At 73.1% G+C, this 21,506-nt stretch carries 20 protein-coding genes; 3 read left to right on the plus strand and 17 right to left on the minus strand.

Going from position 1 to position 21,506, the window contains the following annotated elements; genetic code table 11:
* Window positions 1-46: 46 nt before the first annotated feature.
* The 3 genes from ACEQ2X_RS21290 to ACEQ2X_RS21300 form a co-directional block, all read right to left on the minus strand.
* Window positions 47-2,500, minus strand: coding sequence for a polyribonucleotide nucleotidyltransferase (locus ACEQ2X_RS21290; RefSeq protein ID WP_370327891.1), 2,454 nt, complete (start codon window positions 2,498-2,500; stop codon window positions 47-49).
* A 273-nt stretch (window positions 2,501-2,773) separates the two neighbouring features.
* Window positions 2,774-3,046, minus strand: coding sequence for a 30S ribosomal protein S15 (gene rpsO, locus ACEQ2X_RS21295; RefSeq protein WP_370327892.1), 273 nt, complete (start codon window positions 3,044-3,046; stop codon window positions 2,774-2,776).
* Between the two features lie 384 nt (window positions 3,047-3,430).
* The gene (locus tag ACEQ2X_RS21300) at window positions 3,431-3,892 is read right to left on the minus strand and encodes a BON domain-containing protein (protein ID WP_370327893.1); all 462 of its coding nucleotides are present in this window, start codon (window positions 3,890-3,892) and stop codon (window positions 3,431-3,433) included.
* 157 nt (window positions 3,893-4,049) lie between these two features.
* On the opposite strand from ACEQ2X_RS21300, the gene ACEQ2X_RS21305 reads away from it, so the two are divergent.
* The gene (locus tag ACEQ2X_RS21305) at window positions 4,050-4,931 is read left to right on the plus strand and encodes an RlpA-like double-psi beta-barrel domain-containing protein (RefSeq protein WP_370327894.1); all 882 of its coding nucleotides are present in this window, start codon (window positions 4,050-4,052) and stop codon (window positions 4,929-4,931) included.
* A gap of 6 nt (window positions 4,932-4,937) precedes the next feature.
* Here the strand turns inward: ACEQ2X_RS21305 and ACEQ2X_RS21310 are convergent, their stop codons facing one another.
* Genes ACEQ2X_RS21310 through ACEQ2X_RS21330 form a run of 5 tightly spaced genes read right to left on the minus strand, consistent with a single transcriptional unit; the run spans window position 4,938 to window position 8,628 of the window.
* On the minus strand, window positions 4,938-5,876 hold the full coding sequence (locus tag ACEQ2X_RS21310) for a bifunctional riboflavin kinase/FAD synthetase (protein ID WP_370327895.1): 939 nt from the start codon (window positions 5,874-5,876) through the stop codon (window positions 4,938-4,940).
* Between the two features lie 14 nt (window positions 5,877-5,890).
* On the minus strand, window positions 5,891-6,832 hold the full coding sequence (gene truB / locus ACEQ2X_RS21315) for a tRNA pseudouridine(55) synthase TruB (RefSeq protein ID WP_370327896.1): 942 nt from the start codon (window positions 6,830-6,832) through the stop codon (window positions 5,891-5,893).
* Window positions 6,829-7,851, minus strand: coding sequence for a bifunctional oligoribonuclease/PAP phosphatase NrnA (locus tag ACEQ2X_RS21320; RefSeq protein ID WP_370327897.1), 1,023 nt, complete (start codon window positions 7,849-7,851; stop codon window positions 6,829-6,831). The genes truB and ACEQ2X_RS21320 overlap by 4 nt, the downstream gene beginning before the upstream one ends.
* Window positions 7,841-8,245 (minus strand): 30S ribosome-binding factor RbfA, encoded by a 405-nt coding sequence (rbfA, locus tag ACEQ2X_RS21325; protein ID WP_370327898.1) that lies wholly within the window; start codon window positions 8,243-8,245, stop codon window positions 7,841-7,843. Before rbfA ends, ACEQ2X_RS21320 begins: the two co-directional genes overlap by 11 nt.
* On the minus strand, window positions 8,242-8,628 hold the full coding sequence (locus ACEQ2X_RS21330; protein WP_370327899.1) for a DUF503 domain-containing protein: 387 nt from the start codon (window positions 8,626-8,628) through the stop codon (window positions 8,242-8,244). Before ACEQ2X_RS21330 ends, rbfA begins: the two co-directional genes overlap by 4 nt.
* A 1,013-nt stretch (window positions 8,629-9,641) precedes the next feature.
* Between ACEQ2X_RS21330 and ACEQ2X_RS21335 the strand changes: the two genes are divergently transcribed.
* Window positions 9,642-9,863 (plus strand): hypothetical protein, encoded by a 222-nt coding sequence (locus ACEQ2X_RS21335; RefSeq protein WP_370327900.1) that lies wholly within the window; start codon window positions 9,642-9,644, stop codon window positions 9,861-9,863.
* A gap of 74 nt (window positions 9,864-9,937) precedes the next feature.
* Here the strand turns inward: ACEQ2X_RS21335 and ACEQ2X_RS21340 are convergent, their stop codons facing one another.
* From ACEQ2X_RS21340 to ACEQ2X_RS21355, 4 genes are all read right to left on the minus strand, one after another.
* The gene (locus tag ACEQ2X_RS21340; RefSeq protein ID WP_370327901.1) at window positions 9,938-10,516 is read right to left on the minus strand and encodes a type 1 glutamine amidotransferase domain-containing protein; all 579 of its coding nucleotides are present in this window, start codon (window positions 10,514-10,516) and stop codon (window positions 9,938-9,940) included.
* Between the two features lie 114 nt (window positions 10,517-10,630).
* Entirely contained in the window at window positions 10,631-11,224 is a 594-nt protein-coding gene (locus ACEQ2X_RS21345) for a hypothetical protein (protein ID WP_370327902.1), read from the minus strand.
* Window positions 11,224-11,757, minus strand: a complete 534-nt coding sequence (locus tag ACEQ2X_RS21350) for a cupin domain-containing protein (protein ID WP_370327903.1) — start codon at window positions 11,755-11,757, stop codon at window positions 11,224-11,226. Before ACEQ2X_RS21350 ends, ACEQ2X_RS21345 begins: the two co-directional genes overlap by 1 nt.
* Before the next feature lie 55 nt (window positions 11,758-11,812).
* Entirely contained in the window at window positions 11,813-13,384 is a 1,572-nt protein-coding gene (locus ACEQ2X_RS21355; RefSeq protein WP_370327904.1) for an alpha/beta fold hydrolase, read from the minus strand.
* Between the two features lie 129 nt (window positions 13,385-13,513).
* On the opposite strand from ACEQ2X_RS21355, the gene ACEQ2X_RS21360 reads away from it, so the two are divergent.
* Window positions 13,514-14,455 carry an exopolyphosphatase gene (locus ACEQ2X_RS21360; RefSeq protein WP_370327905.1) on the plus strand — a complete coding sequence of 314 codons (942 nt, stop codon included), beginning with the start codon at window positions 13,514-13,516 and terminating at the stop codon, window positions 14,453-14,455.
* Window positions 14,456-14,528: 73 nt separating this feature from the next.
* Here ACEQ2X_RS21360 and infB read toward each other — a convergent pair whose 3' ends face one another.
* From infB to ispG, 5 genes are all read right to left on the minus strand, one after another.
* The gene (gene infB / locus ACEQ2X_RS21365) at window positions 14,529-17,450 is read right to left on the minus strand and encodes a translation initiation factor IF-2 (RefSeq protein WP_370327906.1); all 2,922 of its coding nucleotides are present in this window, start codon (window positions 17,448-17,450) and stop codon (window positions 14,529-14,531) included.
* Between the two features lie 173 nt (window positions 17,451-17,623).
* Window positions 17,624-18,703 carry a transcription termination factor NusA gene (gene nusA, locus ACEQ2X_RS21370; protein WP_370327907.1) on the minus strand — a complete coding sequence of 360 codons (1,080 nt, stop codon included), beginning with the start codon at window positions 18,701-18,703 and terminating at the stop codon, window positions 17,624-17,626.
* A 49-nt stretch (window positions 18,704-18,752) separates the two neighbouring features.
* Complete coding sequence (gene rimP, locus ACEQ2X_RS21375; RefSeq protein ID WP_370327908.1) at window positions 18,753-19,262, minus strand: ribosome maturation factor RimP; 510 nt, start codon at window positions 19,260-19,262, stop codon at window positions 18,753-18,755.
* Between the two features lie 207 nt (window positions 19,263-19,469).
* Window positions 19,470-20,291: an inositol monophosphatase gene (locus ACEQ2X_RS21380; RefSeq protein WP_370327909.1), complete on the minus strand. Its 822-nt coding sequence runs from the start codon at window positions 20,289-20,291 to the stop codon at window positions 19,470-19,472.
* Entirely contained in the window at window positions 20,288-21,457 is a 1,170-nt protein-coding gene (gene ispG, locus ACEQ2X_RS21385; protein ID WP_370327910.1) for a flavodoxin-dependent (E)-4-hydroxy-3-methylbut-2-enyl-diphosphate synthase, read from the minus strand. Before ispG ends, ACEQ2X_RS21380 begins: the two co-directional genes overlap by 4 nt.
* Window positions 21,458-21,506: the final 49 nt, after the last annotated feature.

A 21,506-nucleotide genomic window follows, 5' to 3' on the forward strand; every position in this document is an offset into this window, starting at 1 on the left:
CCCCCCCCCCCCCGTCGGTGGCGGTGGCTCAGCGGCACAGCCGGACTCAGCCGCGGCGACGCCGACGGCGACGGCCGCCCTCGTCACCGGCGTCGTCACCGCCGCGCGTGCGGATGCGGCCGCGGCGACCCTCGTCACCGCCGCTGCGCTCGCGTGCCCGGGAGCGGCCCCGGTCACCGTCCGACGTCTCGTCCGCGTCGTCGGTGGAGGCGGCGCCGACGTTCGCCGGCTCGCGGTCCTCGCTGGCCGCGGACTCCGGCGCGGGGGTCTCCTCGGCCGCCGGGGCGGCGTCGCCGTCGGTCGGCGGGTCGATCAGGACGAGGGAGAACTTGTTGCCTCCCTTGACCTCGGCGACCTCGACCCAGAGCTTGTCGCCGACGCTGACGGCCTCGTCGGCGTGCGCGAGCCGCTTGGAGCCGCCCAGCTTCGAGATGTGCAGCAGGCCGTCGGCGCCGGGGCTCAGGCTGACGAAGGCGCCGAAGTCGACGGTCTTGACGACCGTGCCGTAGTAGCGCTCGCCCTCCTGGGGGACGACGGGGTTGGCGATCGCGCGGACGCGCTGCAGCGCCATGTCGGCGGCGGGGCCGTCGGCGGCGTAGATGCGGACCACACCGCGGCCGGCCTCGTCCTCGACGTCGATCTGGGCGCCGGTCTCCTCGGTGATCTCGCGGATGATCTTCCCCTTCGGGCCGATCACCTCGCCGATCTTGTCGCCGGGGATGTACTCCACGTGGACGCGCGGCGCGTACGGGTTCATCTCCTGGCGCGGCTCGCTGATGCAGGCCGTGATGACGTCGAGGATCTCGAGGCGGGCCTCCTTGGCCTGGGTCAGCGCGTCGCCCAGCACGCCGGCGGGGATCCCGCTCAGCTTGGTGTCGAGCTGCAGGGCGGTGATGAAGTCCGCGGTCCCGGCGACCTTGAAGTCCATGTCGCCGAACGCGTCCTCCGCGCCCTGGATATCGGTGAGCGTCGTGTACTTGCCGTCCTCGGAGATGAGGCCCATGGCGATGCCGGCCACGGGCGCGGCGATCGGCACACCGGCGTCCATCAGGCTGAGCGTCGACGCGCACACCGACGCCATCGAGGTCGAGCCGTTCGACGAGACGACCTCGCTGACCAGCCGCAGCGCGTAGGCGAAGTCGTTCGGGCCGGGGATGACCGGCAGGAGGGCCCGCTCGGCGAGGGCGCCGTGCCCGATCTCGCGGCGCTTCGGGCCGCGCATGAAGCCGGTCTCACCGGTGGAGAACGGCGGGAAGTTGTAGTGGTGGATGTACCGCTTCTCGGTGTTCGGGTCGATCGTGTCGAGCCGCTGGGCGTCGCGGAGCATCCCGAGGGTCAGGACGTTGAGGACCTGGGTCTCACCGCGGGTGAACAGCCCGGAGCCGTGGGCGCGGGGCAGCACGCCGACCTCGGCGGACAGCGCGCGGATGTCCGCGGGGCCACGGCCGTCGATGCGGACGCCGTCGTTGACGACACGGCGTCGGATCAGGCTCTTCTCGAGGGAGCGGAAGGCGTTCTTCGCCTGCTTCTCGAGCTCCTCGTCGGTGACGTCGACGTCGCCGGCGTTGCTGAACACCGCGTCGATGGCCTGCTCGCGCAGCTCGGCGATCGCGTCGGAGCGGTCCGCCTTGTCGAGGCGGTCGTCGACCAGGACCCGACCGAGCTCCTTGCCGGCCGCGCGCTCGACGGTGTCGTAGACGCGGGAGTCGTAGGCGGGGAAGGTCGGGTACTCGCGGGTCGGCTCACCGGATGCGCCGGCGGTGGCCATGAACTCGTTCTGGAGGTCGCAGAGCTGCTTGAGGTAGCCCTTCGACTCCTCGAGGGCCTTCGCGACGACCTCCTCGGTCGGCTTGACGCCGCCCATCTCGACCATCTCGACGGCGTTGGGGGTGGCCTCCGCCTCGACCATCAGGATGTCGATCTCACCGGACGTCGGGTTGAGCCGGCCGGCCACGACCAGGTCGAAGACGCCCTCGGACTCCATCCACTCGAAGGTGGGGAAGGCGGTCCAGGCACCCTCGCGGTCCATGCCCATGCGGACGCCGGCGATCGGGCCGTCGAAGGGGATCCCGGCGAGCATCGTCGCCATCGAGGCGCCGTTGATGGCGAGGACGTCCGGCGGGTTGGACTGGTCCGCGCTCAGGGTGGTGATCAGGACCTGGACCTCGTTGCGGAGGCCGTCGGCGAACGTCGGCCGCATGGGGCGGTCCACCAGCCGGCAGGTCAGGATCGCGTTCTCCGAGGGGCGTCCCTCGCGCTTGAAGAACGAGCCGGGGATCCGCCCGGCGGCGTACATCTTCTCCTCGAAGTCGACGGTCAGCGGGAAGAAGTCGAGGTGCTCCTTCGGCGCGCGGCTCGCCGTCGAGGTGACCAGCAGGATGGTCTCGCCGAGGTGGCAGACGACCGAGCCGCCGGCCTGGCCGGCGATCTTGCCGCTCTCCAGGGTGATGGTGGCGCCGCCGATCGTGGCGGACGCCTCGTGGGTTCCGAGCTTCGTCATGCTCGCGTCCTCTCTCCCCCAGCGTGTGGGGGTCGGGTGATCGCGGGCGACGACGGCGGTCCGTGGGGCGTCCGGCGGTGATCCGGTTCCCAGTGACCACGCTCCAGCGCGGGGCGCTGGCTCGTCACCACTGACAACCGTGATCGCGGTGCGGGCGGCCCGGGGGCGTCGTCGTCGACTCGCGAGGTGTCTGTGCAGTTGTTGCCCGCGGGTTCCACCCCACGGAACGAGACGGCGCCGGCCTCCAGGTGCAGCATCCGGCGCCGAGTGGGTCTAGCGTCGCAGGCCGAGACGACCGATCAGGTCGCGGTAGCGGTCGATGTCCTTGCGCTGCAGGTAGCCGAGGAGGTTCCGGCGCCGCCCGACCAGCATCAGCAGGCCGCGGCGGGAGTGGTGGTCCTTGGCGTGGGTCTTGAGGTGTTCGGTCAGGTGGTTGATCCGCGCGGTCAGCAGGGCGACCTGGACCTCCGGTGAGCCGGTGTCACCCTCGTGGGTGGCGTACTCGCTCAGGATGGTCTCTTTGTCGGGGATCGGCGCCTTGGCCATGTCGTCATGCTCCTCGTCTGGTCGTCTCCCGCCGGGTGGGCCGGTCACAGCTGTGACGACCGGCCGGGGCACCTGGGGCGGCGTCGGAGCCGACGCGTCCCTGGTCCTCCTGGGCTCACCCGAGCGCCTCCGCGAGGCGGCAACGGGCACGAGAGTGTGCGGCCATCGGTGTCGACGGCCACACACGAGTATGCCCGGAGCGCCCGACCTCGACAATCGGGGGGTGATCGACGGCGCGGTCGACGGGGTGATCGACGGCGCGGTCGACGGCGCGATCAACGGCGCGATCAACGGCGCGATCGGGGCCTACCTCGTCTCACGGCGACGGAGGCCCCGATCGTGACCTGCTGCGGCGCGGCCTCGGCGCGCCCTGGGCGGGCCCGGTCAGCGCGTCGGCGCCGGCGTGCCCTGCGGGTGGGTCAGGTCGATGACCGAGCTCACGCCCGGGATGCCCTCGATCCGGGACACCATCTCGCCGCGCGCGTCATCGGAGTCGAGCGTCCCGCGCACCGTGACGTCACCCTCGACGACGTCGATGTTGAGGTGGCTGAACCGGTCGTCGGCCTTGATCTCGGTCTGGACCCGGTCGCTCAGCGCGTTGTCGGTGTCCGGGCCGGAGTCGTGCAGCGGACGGGTGGCCTCGGCGACCTGACCGGCGGCGCGGCGGGCCAGGTCGTCGCTCGTGCCGCCGGTCTGCTCCGACAGCGCGCGGGCGGCCGCCTCGGCCTGCTCGGCGGCCTGCTGACGGCGCTCCCGGCCACGCTCGGGGTCGGTGTAGTACATCGCGGCGGCGCCGGCGGCGGCGCCGAAGGTGAACGAGCGGATGGCGGTCTTGATGCGTCCCATCGGGGTGCTCCTGTCCAGTCGGGGTCGGGGGAGTCGGTGCTGACCACACCCCTTCCCGCCACCACCGGGTGCTGACCCCTGTCCGACCGCGCACCTGCGACCCCTCAACCGGCCCCGCTCACCTGTCGATTAGGGTCCCCAGGTGCGCACGAGGACGGTGAGCAGGGTCACGGCGGCGGTCGTCGTCGCGCTCGCGCTGCCCGCGTGCGGTGGGGCGGCGGACGTCGCCGCGCCTCCCCCGGCCGTGGGCACCGTCGACGATCCGGGGGCGGCGGCGCGGGCGGCGGCGCTGGCCCGGTACGACGGCGGCGGCAGGTCCGCGCCGGTCACCGCGACCACACCTGACGTGGTGGGCCGGACACCCGAGGACGCCGAGGCGCTCCTCGCCGAGGCCGACCTCGACCTGCGGCTGGTGGCGTACGACCGCACCCAGCCGATCACCGTGCAGTGGCCCCGTGCGGGCCAACCCGTCCCCCTCGACCGGACGATCGAGGGCTGGCTGGGCGAACCGCCCGCGACCGAGGAGCCGGCCGTGGCGAACCCCTCCCCCGCTCCCCCGGCGGCCGGGCCTGACGTCGCAGGCGCGGCGGCGCCGGCCCCCAGCGCGACGCCGGATCCAGCCCCGTCCCCGACCTCGGCCCCGGCCTCGACGGAGGTCGCCGCCAGCTACGTCCTGCCGCCGCACACCGACGGGCTGCTCCGCACCAACCCGCGCCGGCTGCCGGCCCTGCCCCTCGGCACCCAGCTGACCGGGCGGGCCAGCTGGTACGGGCCGGGCTTCCAGGGCCTGACCACCGCCTGCGGGAGCACCTTCGACATGAACGCCGCGACGATCGCCACCCGGGAGCTGCGCTGCGGCACGGTCGTGCGCATCACCGGGCCGACGGGCCGGACGGTCGAGGCGACCGTCACCGACTGGGGCCCCGCGGAGTGGACCGGACGGCGCTTCGACCTGTCCGCGGCGGTGTTCAACGCCATCGCCCCGCTCGGCACGGGCGTGATCGACGTCCGGGTCGTGACCGCGAACGTCCCGGGCTGACGCCGGCTACCCGTCCTCGGCGAGGAGGCGGCGGGTCTCCTCCACGTCGTCGCCCATCTGGGCGACCAGCTCCTCGACGGAGTCGAAGCGCTGCTGCCCGCGGAGGTGGTGGGTGAAGCTCACGGCGGCCTCGACGCCGTAGAGGTCGTCGGCGAAGTCGATGACGAACGCCTCGACGCGGACCGCGGTGATGCCCTCGAACGTCGGGTTGCGGCCGACCGAGATCGCGGCGGGCCGCCAGGTCCCGTCGACCAGTCGGAAGCGTCCCGCGTAGACCCCCTCTGCGGGGATCGCAGCGCGGTCGTCGAGGAGGAGGTTGGCGGTCGGGTACCCCAGCTCCCGTCCGCGCTGGTCACCGCGGACGACGATGCCCTCCAGGGTGTGCGGTCGTCCGAGCCAGCGGCGCGCCTGCTCGACGTCGCCCCGCTCGACCGCGCCGCGGATCTCGGTCGAGGAGATGACGACGCCGTCGACCTCGAGGAGGGTGACCGCCTCGGAGGTGAAGCCGAACGACGGCCCGAGATCGGCCAGCGTCGTGACGTCACCCGCGGCCTTGTGGCCGAACCGGAAGTTGGCGCCGACGACGACGTGGCGGGCCTGCAGGGCGCCGCCGAGGACGTGGGCGACGAAGTCGTCGGGAGCGAGGTGGCGCAGGTCGTCGTCGAAGGGGAGCGCCACGACCAGGTCGACGTCGAGGTCGGCGAGGGTGCGCAGCCGCTGGTCGAGGCCCATCAGCAGCGGGGGCCGCGCGCCGGGGTTGACGACCTCCATCGGGTGGCGGTCGAAGGTGACGACGACGGTGCGGACGCCGTGCTCCCCCGCGGCCTTCTGGGCTCGTGAGATCAGCGACTGGTGGCCGCGGTGGACGCCGTCGAAGAAGCCGATGGCGACGACGGAGGGGGCGGGCTCGACGGCCTCGAGCCCGATCCTGATCTGTCCGTCCACCACGTGCGGCCCCTCTAGTTGAAGACCACGTCGGGACGGGCGGATCGCCCGTCGTCGGTCATGACCGCGAGGAGGTCCCCGCCCTCGTCGAGGACGCAGACCGTCCCGTCGTGGCCGGTGCTCGGCAGCGGCCTGCCGTTGCGCACCGCCGCGGCGTCGTCACCGGACACGATGATCGACGGGAACTCGGCCATGGCGTCCGCGGGTGACATGACCGCGTCGGCGAAGTCGCCCGCCTCAGCCATCTTCTGCAGCGCGTCGAGGTCCCGCGCGTCGTCGGCGGCGAACCGGCCGGACCCGAGCCGCCGGAGCGCGGTGAGGTGGGCGCCCACGCCGAGGCGGTCACCCACGTCGGCGGCGAGGGTGCGGATGTACGTGCCCGCCGAGCAGGTCACGAGGAACGTCGCCTCGGCCGCGGGGCCGGGGACGAAGTCGGCCAGGACGATGTCGTGGATCGTGACCGGTCGGGGGTCGCGCTCGACCTCCTCACCCCGGCGCGCCTTGGCGTACAGCCGCTCACCGCCCACCTTGACCGCCGACACCATCGGCGGGATCTGGGTGATGTCGCCGACGAAGGCCTTGAGCGCGTCGCACAGCGCCTCCTCGGTGACCGCGGACGCGTCGGTGACGGACGTCTCCTCGCCGGCGGCGTCCAGCGTGGTCGTGGTCCGGCCGAGCCGCATCCGCGCGTCGTAGGTCTTCTCCGACGCCTGGAGGTAGGGCACCAGCCGGGTGGCGCGGCCGATGCACACGACGAGGACACCCGTCGCGTCGGGGTCGAGGGTGCCGGCGTGCCCGACCTTCGGTCCCCTCCGGTTGCCGCGACGTCCCGGCTTGGACCCGACGATCCGCCGGATGGCGCCGACGACGTCGTGCGAGGTCATGCCGGGGCCCTTGTCGACCACGACGACCCCCTCGACGCCGTCCGTGCCCGGGGCGGGGGCGGGTGCGGTCACGACGGGAGTCCACGCAGGCGGGCGGCGACCGCCGCGATCACGTCCTCGACGTCGCCGTGGCCGGTGAAGCCCGCGGCCATCCGGTGCCCGCCGCCGCCGAGGCCCTGGGCCACCGCGGCGACGTCGACCGCGCCGCGGGAGCGGAGAGAGGTCCGCCAGGCGCCGGCTGCGGTCTCGCGCAGCAGGCAGGTCACGTCCGCGGACTCGACCTTGCGGAGCAGGTCGATCAGGCCGTCGACGTCGGTGTCGCCCGCGCCGGTGTCGGCGACGTCGGCGATCGACACCCAGCTGCAGACCATCCGGTCGTCGACCCTGGCCCTGCCGGTGACGCGGCTCACGAGGGTGAGGAAGCCGGGGCTGGCCGACTCGTACACGGCCCGGGCGATGCCGACGTGGTCCGCGCCGGCCTCGAGCAGCCGGGCGGCGACGCGGTGGTCATCGGGGGTGGTCGCCGCGAAGCCGAACCGGCCGGTGTCGGTGAGGACGGCGAGGTAGAGGGCGTCCGCGATCGCCGACGTCACCTCCGCCCCCAGGGCGTCGATGAGCCGCAGGGCGAGCACCCCCGTGGACGAGGCGGTCGGGTCGACGACGCGGATGTCGCCGAAGGCCTCCCCCACGGCGTGGTGGTCGACGACGACGACCGTCCCGGCGCCGTCGAGCACACCGGACAGGGTCCCCAGCCGGTGCGCGGCGGCGGAGTCGCACGCGAGGACCACGTCGGGGGCCGCCGGGACGTCGTCGGGGTGGGCGACGCGGTCCAGGAGCGGGAGGAACGACCACGCGGGGTCGACCGGCGCCGGCGGCTCACCGGGATCCCGCGACCCCCACGCGGGGATCGCCGTGATCCCCAGCCCGTCGAGCGCCGCGGTCAGCGCGAGCAGCGATCCGAGCGCATCGCCGTCGGGGTTGACGTGGCCGGTGACGACCACCGTGCCCGCTTCGCGGAGGGCCTCGACGGCGTCAGCCATGGCACCCTCCAGCGCGGCCGGTCGGTCGAGCAGCCCCGGGTCACTCGCCATCGGGTCCGGCCTCCACGTCCTGGGCGTCCGGGCGCGCGGGCCCCTGCTCGGAGTCGGCGAGGGAGTCGAGGATCGCCTCGATCCGACGTCCCCGGTCGGCGACGTCGTCGATGGCGAAGACGACCTCGGGGACCTTTCGGACCCCGAGTGCCTGGCCGAGGTCGCGGCGGATCAGGCCGCTGGCCGACTCGAGGCCGGCGGCGGTCCGCTCGCGCTCGACCGCGGTGTCGGGGAGGACGGTGTAGTAGACGGTCGCCAGCTCGTTGTCGCGCGACATGCGCACGTCGGTGATCGTCACGAACCCGACCCGCGGGTCCTTCACCTTCGGCAGCATGGCGCCGACGAGCTCCTTGACCCGCTCGGCGAGGCGCCGGCCCTTCTCCGGACTGCTCATCGGTGATCGACCTCGATGTCGATGGCCACGTCGTCGAGGAGGATCCCGTCGACGCCGACCCGGGGGTCGCGGGAGGCCATCGAGAAGCCGCGGTCCTCGGTCTCCACCACGTCGACGTGCAGGTCGAGGACCTCGGTCTCGACCGCCCGGGCGATGATCCGCTCGACGTCCTGGACGACCCGCCGACCGGTGGTCTCGTCGCTGCAGGCGATGGCGATCCCGAGGCCGCAGCGCTGGCGGAGGTCCTGGTGGTCGACCTCCGCGACGGAGACGCCGAGGTCGGTCCGGAGCCGCGACTGGAGCCGCCGGATCACCCCCCGCTTGTCCTTGAGGCTCCGGGACGCGGGGATGTGGAGGTCGACTTCGACGAGCACGGCGAGCACCTCGCAAGCGTAGCGGCCACCCCCATGCCCTCATCCGCGGGGGGCTTGACCCTCCCGTGGCGTGAAGGTCCACCGTGTCGGCATGGACGACGCAACGGACACCACCCACATGACCGACCCGAACGCCGAGCGACCCACGCGCCCGATCGACGAGGCCATGGAGGACGTGCGGTCGCGCATGACCACGTGAGCTGGGCGACGCCCGGACGTCCGGCTCGAGCACGACGGACGTCCGGCCCAGCGCGGTGGATTCCGACCCGGCCGTCATCGCCCCACGGGCGCCTCGCGGGCGAGCCGACCGGCAGCACGCCGTCCGTGATCGCCCCACGGGCGCATGGCGGGCGAGCCGACCGGCAGCACGCCGGCCGTGATCGCCCCACGCGCGCATGGCGGGCGAGTCGACCGGCAGCACGCCGGCCGTGATCGCCCCGGGAAGGGCGCCGGCAACCGCGACTCGGGCCGAGTCATCGGCGGAGGTGGCGCATCAGCAGGCCGTCCGAGAGGGCACAGGGTCGCGGGCGATCTCGCGTCAGCTGCCCGGGCGATCCCCCGACCGGCCGTCCCCGCCGGCGCGAGCGGCTGCGGATCGCGACGACGAGCAGGCGGATGTCAGCGACGAGCCGTCCGAGGGCTTCGCCGACCGTGATCTGGCGGTGTGATCGGCGAAGGGCCTCTCTGCGATTGGATCACGTGTGACAGTCGACGACCACGGCCACCGACCCGGACGCGCCGCGTGACCGAACCCCTCACCCCCGAGCGGCTCCGGGCCATGGCCCACCCCCTCCGCCAGCGGCACCACCAGCTACCACCTGCGGCAGCTCGCGAAGGCGGGGTTCATCGAGGAGGCGTCGGACGTCGGGACGGGACGCGACCGCTACTGGCGGGTCGCCGGCGGGTGGTCGCTCGAGAACGACCTGATCGACGCCCCCGAGACGGCCGATGATGCCGCGATCGTCCTGGACCGGGTCATCGAAGGGCGCGTCGAGCGGATCCGCGCATGGCGTCGAGAGGCGATGCGCTGGCCCGCGCCGTGGCGGGATGCGACGCAGCTGTCGAACTCGCGCCTGGTCCTCACCGCCGAGCAGGTGCGCGCGCTCGGCGAGGAGCTCCTCGCGGTCGTCAACCGCTACGAGCAGGGCCAGGCACCGGCCGGGACGCCCGGCACCGCCCGCGTGGTCGTGCACACCGACGTGTTCCTGACGGGGGAGCCGTCCGAGGGGCCGCCGGGCAGCTGAGGTCCACCCGGCCGGCGCCGCACATCGAGCGAGCCCCCGCCGATCGGCGGGGGCTCGATGTCGTTTCGGGCGGGTCAGGCGACGGAGCGGGACTGCTCGGCGTGTCGGCCCTCGGCGATCTCCTCGACGACCTTCGCGCAGAACGCGTCGAGGTCACCGGGGTTCCGGCTGGTGACGAGACCCTGGTCGACCACGACCTCCTCGTCGACCCACGTGCCGCCGGCGTTGCGGATGTCGGTCTGCAGCGACGGGTAGGACGTCAGCGTCCGACCGCTGACCGCGTCCGCCTCGACCAGCGTCCAGGGGCCGTGGCATATCGCCGCGACGGGCTTGGACTGGGAGAAGAAGGTCCGGATGAAGCTGACGACGTCCTCGGACGCCCGGAGCGTGTCGGCGCCCACCGTGCCGCCGGGGATGACGACGCCGTCGTAGTCGTCGGCGCTGACGTCGCCGATCGCGTGCGTGATCGGGTAGCTCCCGCCGGGGTCGAGGTCGGAGTTGACGGTCTGGGCCTCGCCGGTCTCGGTGGAGATCACGTGGACCTGCGCGCCGGCGCCGGTCAGGGCCTCCCGGGGCTGGACGAACTCGGGCTCCTCGGTGCCGCGGGGGGCCACCAGGAGTGCGACGGTCTTGCCGGTCAGGTCGTGTGCCATGGGGTCTCCTCTGGGCTGTGGCTGGTGTGGCGTTGCGATGTGCGCCACCCACGCCCTGACCAGCACCCCGGGGTCCCGAAACCGACCGGTCGGGCCCCCGGGGGGTGTGGGCCGTCAGCCGACCGTGATCTCGCCCAGCATCCCCTGGGTGAAGTGGGGAGGGCCGCCGCCGACGTCCGGAGGTCCCCCCTCGGACTCCGCGCTCGCCTCGAGGTAGGTCTGGGGGTCGACGCCGGTCGGGATGAAGCAGAAGATCGCGTAGCGGCCCTCCTCGGCGAGGGTGCCGTCGCCGACGGCGGCGATCTGCTCGCCGCCCGGTGGGGCGAGCAGGACGGCGGTGGGTTCACCGAGCGTCGAGAGCAGCTCGTCGGGGGCGAGCTCGGCCAGCTCGGTGGCCGGCCGCTCCTCGTCATCGGCGAGGCGGAAGGCGACCAGCTCGTGCAGCTCGGCCTCGGCGTCGTTGGTCACGGTGAGGCGGGTGCCGGGCGCCACCTCGCCGGGCAGCCCGGCGAAGGCGAAGTCGACCAGGCCGACCTCGATGACGTCGGTTCCCTCGTCGTCACCGGTCGTGTCCGCTGCGGCTTCGGCGGCGTCGTCTGCAGCACAGCCGGAGAGGGCGATGAGGAGGGCGATCACGACCCCGATCGCGACGCCGACCGCCATCCGCGAGGGGGATGGCCGGGGACGGGACCGTCGGTCCTCGGCCATCAGCGCACCTCCCCCACCGGCTCGGCCGGCAGCGCGGCCGGCGGCGGACCGACGACGTCGATGCCGTGGGCGGCGCAGACGTCGGCCACGTGGGCGGCGTCGATGTAGGCGGCGGTCGGGATGGTCGGGACGTCGGTCGCGACGCCGAGGGCGACCACCATCCGGTCGAAGGTCGGCGCGGCGGTCCGGGAGGCGGTCACGCAGATGAACCGGGCGGTGTCGCTCAGCACCTGGAAGGTGTGGGGCACGCCGCTCGGCAACATGACCACCGCCCCCTCCTCGGCGGTCAGCCGGCGTGCACCCGCGGTGCAGTCGATGCGGCCGTCGAGCATGACGAACAGCTCGTCCTCGTCGCGATGGCGGTGCAGCGGCGGGCCGAAGCCGCGGGGGGCGGTGAACTCGATGGCGCTCATCGCGCCGAGCTCGCCGGCGCTGACCTTGACCGTGGCCAGGTGGTTGAGGAAGTGCAGGTGGTGCCCGGAGCCGGGTGCGATGACCTCGGGGCTCCGGGCCGGGGTTGTCGTGGTGTCCATGCGCGGACCGTGCACGGGCACCCTTCGGAGAACCTTCAGGTCCGCCGGACGTTCCTCAGCTGCCGATCACGTCGGCGAGGGACGGGACCGGCAGGTCGAGCTCCGCCATGGCCGCCGCCCACGCGTCGTGGGCGCGCCGGGCCGCTTCCAACCCGCCGTCGCCCGCCGCGAGGCGGACCAGCGCGCGGTGGGCGGCCTCGTCGTAGCGGTCCAGTGACAGGAGGCGGCGGGCCAGGTCCCCCGCGCGGCCGGTGGCGCCGGTGGCGATCGCCTCCGCGAGCAGCCGGCGGGCGGCGTCAGCCGCCCGTGAGCGGGCCGCCTCACGCACCGGTTCCGCCCAGCCCTCGTAGCGGTCCTCGGGCAGGAACTCACCGGTGTAGGTGTCCAGGGTCCCCGCGTCGTCGGTCGCCCGGTGGAGGTCCTCCAGGTCGGTGACGACCTGCTCGAGGTCGAGGCGGACGGTCTCGCGGTCGGCGATGACCCCGCCGCGCAGCACGCGCCGCACCGTGGACAGCTGCACCGACAGCCTCGCGCCCAACCTGCGGCGATCCACCTCGTCCGGCCACAGCAGGTCGAACAGCTCCTCGCGGGTCACCGGCCACCCCCGGGCGGCCACCAGCCGCTTGCACAGCTGCCGCGCGAGCCGCGAGCCCCACGCGCTGACCGGCACCTCGTCGCCGTCGACGGTGGCGGCGAAGCGCCCGAGGGTGAGGATCCGGACAGCCGGTGGGGTGGCGGCGGCCACGCGGGTCGAGCGGACCTGGCCGGTCACGAACCGCTCGTAGGCGTCCATCCACCCGTCGACATCACCCGCGTAGGCGAAGTGGTCCACACCGGGCTGCTCGAGGAGGACCGCGTCCGGGACGGCCTCCGCCACCTCGCGACCGCGCTCGACCGAGACGACGCGGTCCTCGGTGCGGTGGATGACCATGACGGGCACCGCGAGGGCGGGGAGGACCTCACGAGCATCCATGTGGATGGACAGCTCGAGGAGGTCCCGCAGCGAGTCCTGGCTGGCTGCGACGCGTTCGTAGCGCTGGTGCCACTCGACGAACGACGGGTCGGCGGCCACCAGGCTGGGCGCGAAGGCGTGCGCGACGGGCGACTCTGGCGTGCCCCACGCCGCGGCGAACAGGCGGTGCACCGTCCGCAGCTCGGCGAGCTCCTGCTCGGACAGGTCGGCGGGGTGCAGCGAGGCGCCGGAGCCGAACAGCATCACGCTGGCGACCCGGTCGGGGTAGGTGGCGGCGAACAGCAGCGTCATCGGCCCCCCCTCGGAGGACCCGAAGAGGTGGGCGCGCCCGATGCCGGCGTCGTCCATCACCGCCCGGAGGTCCTCGACCCGCTCGTCGACGTCGGCGACACGGCTGCGCCGGTCGCTGCACCCGGTTCCGCGCTTGTCGAAGTGCAGGTAGGTGCAGAAGGACGCGAAGCGCGTCAACATCCCGCGGATCTCGGGGCGCTCCCAGGACACCTCGATGTTCTGGGCGGTCGGCGGGATCGCCACGACTGTCTCCGACCCGGCCCCGAACCGCTGGTAGGCCAGCCTGGCACCGCGTGCCTGGGCGAAGCGGATCGGGGGCACCTCCCCCTCGGCCAGTGGACCCGCGCCCGCCACCTCCTCCATCACGTCTCCTGGGTGACCATATATCGGTCGACCGGGGCGGCGCACGTCACCGGTCCACGTCCGGAGCTAAGGGTCGGCGACGTCCTGCCGAGGAAGACCCCCAGGACCGACTGTGAGAGGAACCACCCCATGGCCCACCGACTGGTGACCCGGAGCGACTTCGACGGCCTGGTGTGCGCCGTGCTCCTGACCGAGCTCGGACTGATCGACGAGATCCTGTTCGTGCACCCGAAGGACGTCCAGGACGGCGTGGTCGAGATGTCCGAGCGCGACATCACCACGAACCTCCCCTACGACCCGCGGGCCGGGCTGGTCTTCGACCACCACCGGTCCGAGACGACCCGGGTGGGTGAGCGCGACAACCACGTCATCGACCCCGACGCCCCGTCGGCGGCCCGCGTGGTCTTCGACCACTACGGCGGTGCGGCGCGCTTCCCGACCATCTCGCCGGAGATGATGGAGGCGGTCGACAAGGCGGACTCCGCGGCCTACGACGTCGAGGAGATCCTCCACGCCGAGGGTTGGACGCTCCTCAACTTCCTGATGGACGCCCGCACCGGCCTGGGCCGCTTCCGGCAGTTCCGCGTGTCGAACTACGACCTGATGATGCAGCTCATCGACTACTGCCGGAACCACACGGTGGAGGAGATCCTGACCCTCCCCGACGTCGCCGAGCGCGTGGAGCTGTACCGCGCGCAGTCCGAGGCCTTCACCGCGCAGCTCCGCCGGGTCGCCCGGGTCGAGGGTGACGTGGTCGTCCTGGACCTCCGCGAGGAGGAGGTCATCCACGCCGGCAACCGCTTCATGGTCTACGCGCTGTTCCCCGAGGCGACCGTGTCGGTCCACGTGATGTGGGGCCGGGCGAAGCAGAACACCGTGCTGGCGGTCGGCAAGTCGATCGTGGACCGCTCCTCGGCGGCGGACATCGGCGACCTGATGCTGCGCTTCGGCGGCGGCGGGCACCGCAACGCCGGCACCTGCCAGGTCGACCACGACGAGGCGGCGGCGACCCTGGACACCGTCGTGCGGGCGCTGAACGCCGCGGGACGGCGCCTGCCCGCGACCGTCTAGCGCGGGGCGGACCCCCGCTCCCCCGACGACGACGGTCGGCCGCTCAAGCGGCCGGCCGTCGTGGTGTCGATGGTCAGGTCCGCTCGACCTCGCGCTCGGTGTAGACCTCGAACTCGTCGCCGACCTTGATGTCCTGGAACTTGTCCAGGCCGATGCCGCACTCGTAGCCGGACGACACCTCGGTGACGTCGTCCTTGAAGCGGCGGAGCGACGCGATCGTGTCGTCGGCCACGACGACGCTGTCGCGCACGACGCGGACCGAGGCGTTCCGGCGGATCGTGCCGTCGGTGACGTAGGAGCCGAAGACGAAGCCGGCGCGCGGGACCTTGAAGATCTCGCGGACCTCGGCGCGGCCGACCACGACCTCCTCGAAGGTCGGGGCCAGCAGGCCGCGGACGGCGGCCTCGATGTCCTCGATCGCCTTGTAGATGATCGAGTACTGGCGCAGGTCCACGCCGGTCTCGTCGATCGTCTCCCGGGCGTTCGCCTCGGGCCGCACGTTGAACGCGATGATGATCGCGTCCGACGTCGCGGCCAGGTTGACGTCGTCGTTGGTGACCGCACCCACGCCCTTGCGGATGATGCGGGTCCGGACGCCCTCGACGTCGAGCTTGTCCATCTCGGCGGCGACCGCCTCGACGGTGCCGGACACGTCGCCCTTCACGACCAGGTTCAGGTGGGTCAGCTGACCCTCCTGCACCGCGTCGCCCAGGCTCTCCAGGGTGAGGCGGGGGCGGTTGGCCAGCTCCTCCTTCCGGGCGCGGCTGGCGCGGTCCTCGGCGATGTCGCGGGCGGTCCGCTCGTCCTCGACGACGCGGAACTCGTCGCCGGCGTCTGGCACGTCGGACCAGCCGAGCACCTGCACCGGCTTGGCCGGCTCGGCGTGCTCGACCCGCTCGCCGTTGTCGTCGAACATCGCGCGGACCTTGCAGCTGGCCACGCCGGCCACGAGGTTGTCCCCGATGTTGAGGGTGCCGTTCTGCACCAGGACGGTGGCGACGGCACCGCGACCGCGGTCGAGGTTGGCCTCGATGACCGTGCCGCGGGCCTCGCGGTCCGGGTTGGCCTTGGTCTCCTCGACGTCGGCCTGCAGGAGGATGAGGTCGAGGAGCTCGTCCAGGTTCTGACCGGTCATCGCCGACACGTCGACGAACGTCGTCTGCCCGCCGAACTCCTCGGCGATCAGGTCGTGCTCGGTCAGCTGGGTCCGGACGCGGACGGGGTCCGCCCCCTCCTTGTCGATCTTGTTGACCGCCACGATCAGCGGCACCTCGGCCGCCTTGATGTGGTCGATCGCCTCGACCGTCTGCGGCTTCACGCCGTCGTCGGCGGCGACCACGAGGATCGCCACGTCCGTCACGGACGCACCGCGGGCGCGCATGGCGGTGAACGCCTCGTGACCCGGGGTGTCGATGAAGGTGATCTTCCGGCCGTCGCGGGTGACCTGGTAGGCACCGATGTGCTGGGTGATGCCGCCGGCCTCGCCGCTGACCACGTCCGCGTTGCGGATGGAGTCGAGCAGCAGGGTCTTGCCGTGGTCGACGTGACCCATGACCGTGACCACCGGCGGGCGGTCCACGAGGTCGGCGGGGTCGTCCTGCTCCTCCTCGCCGAAGAACTGGTCCTCGGCGTCGATGAAGTGGATGTCGGCGTCCATCTCGGCGGCGACGAGCTCGATCAGGTCGTTCGACATCGACTGGGTCACGGTGACCATCTCGCCCATGCGGAACAGCACGGCGACGATGTCGACGGCGTTGACGCCGATCAGCCTGGCGAACTCGTTGACCGTGACGCCGGGGACGACGTCGACGGGACCCTCCACGTTCGCCTTGACCGCTTCCTTCTTCTTGCGGCCGCGACGCGGGCGGTTCTCCTGCTCGAACTGCTCCTGGGGGCTCAGGTCGCCGCGGCGCTTCTTGCCCTTGCGACCGCGACCGCGGCCGGGGTCGGCACCAGGCGCACCGCCCGGACGACCCGGACCGCCGCCGGGACGGGCGGGACCGCCGCCGGGACGCGGACGTCCGGGGGCGCCGGGTCGGCTGGGGCCGTCCTTCGGGGCGGCCTTCAGCGGTGGCGGGATCGAGCGCTTGCCCGACCCCTCCTTCGGCAGGTTGGTCTCGACGCGCCGCTTCGGCTCGACCGGCTGGCCGCGGAGCATGCGCGCGGGGATGGTCGACTCGCCGGGCCGGGGCGGACCGCTGGTCGCCACGCCGGGACGCGGCCCGTCGGCCGGGGCCTGCTGCGGCGGCTGCTGGGGGGCGCGGACGTCACGCGAGCTGGTGCCCTGGCGCTGGTCCTGCGGGGCACGGGCAGCGGGCTGCTGCGGTGCCGGGCGCTCGCCTGGCCGGTACACGACGCCCTGGCGGGCCCGTGCCGCGGCCTGGCGCGGGTCGAGCGGCTGGGGGATGCCCGGCTGCTGCTGCGGCGTCGGGGTGCTCTCCGGTGCGTCCGCCGGCTGCTGGCGCGCGACGGGCTGGGCCGCCGGCGGACCGGTCGGCCGCTGCGGCGGCGCACCCTGCGGGCGGGCTGGGGCGGCGGCCGGCGGCGCGGCCGGGCGGGCGGGCGCCGCGTCGGCGGCCCCGTCGTCCCCGCCGACGCTCGCCCCGCCGCCCTCGGAGGGGCGGAAGGGCTGGACCGGCGGACGCATGACGCGCGCAGCCGGCTGCGCCGGGTGGGCTGGTGCCTCGACCTGCTGGGCCTTGCGCATGTGGGGCGGCAGGATGCGGCTGGCGGTCCGCTCCTTGGGCTTCGCCTCGTTCATGGCGCGCTCGTACTCCTCGGCTTCCCGGCGGGCGCGCTCGAGCTCGGCGCGCTGCGCCTCTTCCTTGGCCTTCCCGAGGCTCTCGCGGAAGCGGAGGGCGTCGCCCTGGGACAGCGAGGACGAGTGGGACTTCGCCTCGATGCCGAGCTCGCCGAGGCGGTCGAGGACCTCCTTGTTGGAGAGCCCTGTCTCCTTGGCGAGTTCGTAGATGCGGACCTTGCTCAGTGGGACCACTCCTGGGTGATGGGGTTCGCGCCAGCTGCGCGGGGGATGTCTGGTGGGCCGGGAAGCGCACGAACCCACCCTGCGGGGCGCCTCCCGAGGGTGGGATGGGTGCTGTCTGGGTTCTCCGGGTCGGACGGGGCCCGATGAGCCGTCGCCGCGACCGCGCTAGCCCTGTCCCAACCTTACTCCTCGACCGGCGCCGTCGCTTCCCCGGTGTCGGCGCCGGGCTCGATCGGGTTGCCGTACTCGTCGATCTCACCGCGGTCGAGGGCCGCCTGGAACGCGGCCTGCTCCTCGGCGAACTGCGTCTCGGACTTGATGTCGATCCGCCAGCGGGTCAGGCGGGCGGCGAGCCGCGCGTTCTGGCCCTCCCGCCCGATGGCGAGGGACAGCTGGTAGTCGGGCACGACGACGAGGGCGGTCTGGTCCTCGGGGTAGAGGTAGACCTCGGACACCTTCGCCGGGCTGAGGGCGTTGGCCACCAGCTGCGCCGGCTCGGCGGACCAGGTGACGATGTCGATCTTCTCCTGGTTGAGCGCCTCGACGATCGAGCGGACCCGCGTGCCCTTCGGCCCGACGCAGGCGCCGACCGGGTCGACGGCGGGGTCGTGGGTCGCGACGGCGATCTTGGTCCGGTAGCCGGCCTCGCGGGCGACGCCGCGGATCTCGATGGTGCCGGCCTCGATCTCGGGGACCTCGAGGCGGAACAGCGATGCGACCAGGTCCGGGTGGGACCGGCTGACGATGATCTGGGGCCCCTTCATCGACTTGCGGACCTCGGTGACGATCGCGCGCATGCGCGCCCCGTGCTCGTAGCGCTCGGTGGCGACCTGCTCGGCGACGGGCAGGACCGCCTCGGCGTTGCCGAGGTCGAGCACGACGACGCGGTTGTCGTGGATCTGGATGGTGCCGGTGACCAGGTCGCCCTGCTTGCCGGAGTACTCGCCGTAGGTCAGCTCCCGCTCGGCCTCGCGCAGCCGCTGGGTGAGGACCTGCTTGACGGTCTGGGCGATCATCCGACCACCGGCGTCCGCCGGCGTGTCGACCCACTCGTCGACGACGTTGCCGTCCTCGTCGAGGCGCTGGGCGAACACCGTCACCTCACCGTTGCCCCGGTCGATGACGACCCGGGCCTCCTCGGCATCTGAGTTGCTCCGCTTGTAGGCGTTGGCGAGCGCCCCCTCCATGGCCTCGAGGACGGTCTCGAAGGAGAGGTTCTTCTCGCGTGCGATCGCCTGCAGGGCACCGATCTCGACGTTCATGGTGTTCTCGTCCCCTCCTCGGAGAGCGTCTCGTGGGCGGCACCTGCGGTCACCAGGGCAGCTCCTGGGTCGCCTTCAGGATCACGTCGTAGGCCACGTCGTGGTCCTCGCCGTCGGCATCGGTCAGGACCGCGGACGTGGGACCGGCACCGGTGACGGTGCCCACCACCTCGCGGGTGGTGTCCTCCCCGGTCCGCAGGATGGCCTTGACGACCCGCCCCTCGACCCGGTCGAAGGACCGCTGGTCGGTGAGGGGCCAGTCGGTCCCCGGCGACGTCACCTCGAGGGTGTAGCGGCCGGCGATCGGGTCCTCGTCGTCGAGGGCGCGGCCGAGCTCGCGGGACAGGTCCTGGCAGGTCGCCAGGTCGACCCCGCCCTTCCGGTCGACGACGACGCGGACCCGCGTGCGGGATCCGCCGCCCTTGACCGCGACATCGACGAGGTCGAGTCCGCGCCCCTCCACCAGCGGGCGCACGAGGTGGTCGACGGTGTCGCTCGGGTCCGCGCCCGAGGACACCACTGGCCCGGAGGGCGCGGGTCCGGGGGTCTGGGGGCCCAAGCCCCCAGGGTGGCTGGCCATCTCGCTCCCTTCCGGTGTGTCGGTGCCTGAAATGGAAGAAGCGGGCGGCAATCGCCCACTTCGCATCGCACCCGGTCGGTTGTCAGCCTGTCAGTTGTCAAGCCACCCAGCCGCCGGGGCGGCTAGCAACCCGACACAGTAGCAGGGTCCCCGGACGTCGCCCAGAGGTGGGCAGTCGGGGGCGGGTCAACCGCCGGGCAGCGCCCCCGCGTCGGCCAGCACCGCGCGGATCGCGTCGTGGACCGCCGGCGGGCTGGCCACGAACGCATCGTCGGGACCGGTCGACGGGGCCCCGTCCGGGGTGGTGATCCGCACCCCGGCCTCGGCGGCGATCAGCAGGCCGGCGGCGACGTCCCACTTGCTCATGCCGCCGCCGATCGTCGCGTCGATGCGGCCCATGGCGACCGAGGTGAGGTCGGCCACGCTGCAGCCCTGCATGCGGGTGCCGAGCGCCGTCGCGGCCAGCGCCAGCGCACCCTGGGCGATGGCCGGGCCCCACGAGCCGCGATCCCCGGCGAGGGCGTAGGTGATGAGGGTCCGGTCCAGCCGGTCGACGTCCGAGCAGCGGATCGGCACGCCGTTGCGCCACGCCCCGTGCCCGCGGGCGGCGGTGAACACCTCACCGGTGACGGGGAGGACGACCACGCCGGCGAGGAGGGTGTCGTCGGCGTCGGCCAGCCCCATCGAGATGCCCCAGAGCGGCAGGCGCTTGAGGAAGTTCGTCGTGCCGTCGATCGGGTCGACGTACCAGCACCGCGCGCCGTCGCGGGCCGTGCCGTCGACGTCGGTCCCCTCCTCCCCCACCACGTCGTCGGCGGCGAACGCGTCGTGGAGCCGCCCGACGATCAGCTGCTCGACGGCTCGGTCGGCGTCGCTGACCAGGTCGGTGGCCGAGGACTTCTCGACCCACTCGACGTCGCGGTGGAACCACGCGAGCGCCTCGGAGGCCGCCGCGGCGGCGATCTCGGTGGCGGTGGCGAGGTCCGCGAGCAGCCCCTCGCCGGTCACGCGATGACGGCGGGGTCGCCCTCGCCGCGCTCGGCCCGGATCTCGTCGGCCATCTCGGTGGCGAAGTGGACGAGCGTCTCGACGATGTCGTCCTCGGCGACGGTGAACAGCACCTCGCCCTTCTTCAGGATCTGCCCCTTGCCCTTGCCGGCGGCGACGCCGAGGTCGGCCTCCCGCGCCTCGCCCGGCCCGTTCACGACGCACCCCATCACCGCGACGCGGAGCGGGACGTCGATGCCCTCGAGCCCCTTCTGCACGTTCTCGGCGAGGGTGTAGACGTCGACCTCGGCCCGGCCGCAGGAGGGGCAGGACACGACGTCGAGCCCGCGCTCGCGCAGGTGGAGGGACTCGAGGATGCCGATGCCGGCCTTGACCTCCTCGACCGGGTCGGCGGAGAGGGACACGCGGATGGTGTCCCCGATCCCCTCCGCCAGGAGGGTGCCGATCCCGACGGCGGACTTTAGCGTGCCGGTGCCCTTGGGGCCGGCCTCGGTGACGCCGAGGTGGAGGGGGTGGTCGGTCTGGTCGGCCAGCAGCCGGTACGTCTGGATCATCACCCACGGATCGGAGTGCTTGACGCTGATCGCGATGTCGCCGAACCCGACGTCGTGGAGGATCGCGACCTCGTCCATCGCGGACTCGACCAGCGCCTCGGGGGTCACGCCGCCGTGCTTGACGAGCAGCCGCTTCTCGAGCGACCCGCCGTTGACGCCGATGCGGATCGGGATGCCGCGCTCCCTGGCCGCGTCGCCGATCACCTTCACCTTCGAGGTGTCCCCGGCCTTGTGGATGTTCCCGGGGTTGATGCGGACCTTCGCGACGCCCGCGTCGATCGCGGCCATCGCGTACTTCCACTGGAAGTGGATGTCGCTGACGACCGGCACGGTCGACTTGGCCGCGATGGCGGCCAGGGCGTCGGCGTCCTCCTGCCGCGGGACCGCGACGCGGACGATGTCGACGCCGGCGGCGTTCAACGCCGCGATCTGCTGGAGGGTGGCGTTGACGTCGTGGGTCTGCGTCGTCGTCATCGACTGCACGCTGACCGGCGCGCCACCGCCGACGGCCACGCCGCCGACGTCGATCTGCCGCGTCTCGCGGCGTGCCGGCGGCTGGTGGTGGGCAGCCTGCTGCGGGGTGGTGGGCAGGACGGGGAGGGACTTCGCCATGGTGCTCCCACGGTACCCAGGCCCGCAGGCGGCCGACCCCGCAAGCGGG

The organism is Euzebya sp. (genome assembly GCF_964222135.1).
Taxonomy (GTDB): domain Bacteria; phylum Actinomycetota; class Nitriliruptoria; order Euzebyales; family Euzebyaceae; genus Euzebya.

Excerpts from the sequence above, each read along its gene's own strand:
- ACEQ2X_RS21345 (WP_370327902.1), bottom strand. The coding sequence starts at position 11,224 with ATGGCCGAGGACCGACGGTCCCGTCCCCGGCCATCCCCCTCGCGGATG.
- ACEQ2X_RS21300 (WP_370327893.1), bottom strand. The coding sequence starts at position 3,892 with ATGGGACGCATCAAGACCGCCATCCGCTCGTTCACCTTCGGCGCCGCC.
- rpsO (WP_370327892.1), bottom strand. The coding sequence starts at position 3,046 with ATGGCCAAGGCGCCGATCCCCGACAAAGAGACCATCCTGAGCGAGTAC.
- rbfA (WP_370327898.1), bottom strand. The coding sequence starts at position 8,245 with ATGAGCAGTCCGGAGAAGGGCCGGCGCCTCGCCGAGCGGGTCAAGGAG.
- ACEQ2X_RS21320 (WP_370327897.1), bottom strand. The coding sequence starts at position 7,851 with ATGGCGAGTGACCCGGGGCTGCTCGACCGACCGGCCGCGCTGGAGGGT.
- ACEQ2X_RS21350 (WP_370327903.1), bottom strand. The coding sequence starts at position 11,757 with ATGGACACCACGACAACCCCGGCCCGGAGCCCCGAGGTCATCGCACCC.
- ispG (WP_370327910.1), bottom strand. The coding sequence starts at position 21,457 with ATGGCGAAGTCCCTCCCCGTCCTGCCCACCACCCCGCAGCAGGCTGCC.
- ACEQ2X_RS21355 (WP_370327904.1), bottom strand. The coding sequence starts at position 13,384 with ATGGAGGAGGTGGCGGGCGCGGGTCCACTGGCCGAGGGGGAGGTGCCC.
- ACEQ2X_RS21335 (WP_370327900.1), top strand. The coding sequence starts at position 9,642 with ATGCGCTGGCCCGCGCCGTGGCGGGATGCGACGCAGCTGTCGAACTCG.
- ACEQ2X_RS21340 (WP_370327901.1), bottom strand. The coding sequence starts at position 10,516 with ATGGCACACGACCTGACCGGCAAGACCGTCGCACTCCTGGTGGCCCCC.
- nusA (WP_370327907.1), bottom strand. The coding sequence starts at position 18,703 with ATGAACGTCGAGATCGGTGCCCTGCAGGCGATCGCACGCGAGAAGAAC.
- ACEQ2X_RS21290 (WP_370327891.1), bottom strand. The coding sequence starts at position 2,500 with ATGACGAAGCTCGGAACCCACGAGGCGTCCGCCACGATCGGCGGCGCC.
- ACEQ2X_RS21360 (WP_370327905.1), top strand. The coding sequence starts at position 13,514 with ATGGCCCACCGACTGGTGACCCGGAGCGACTTCGACGGCCTGGTGTGC.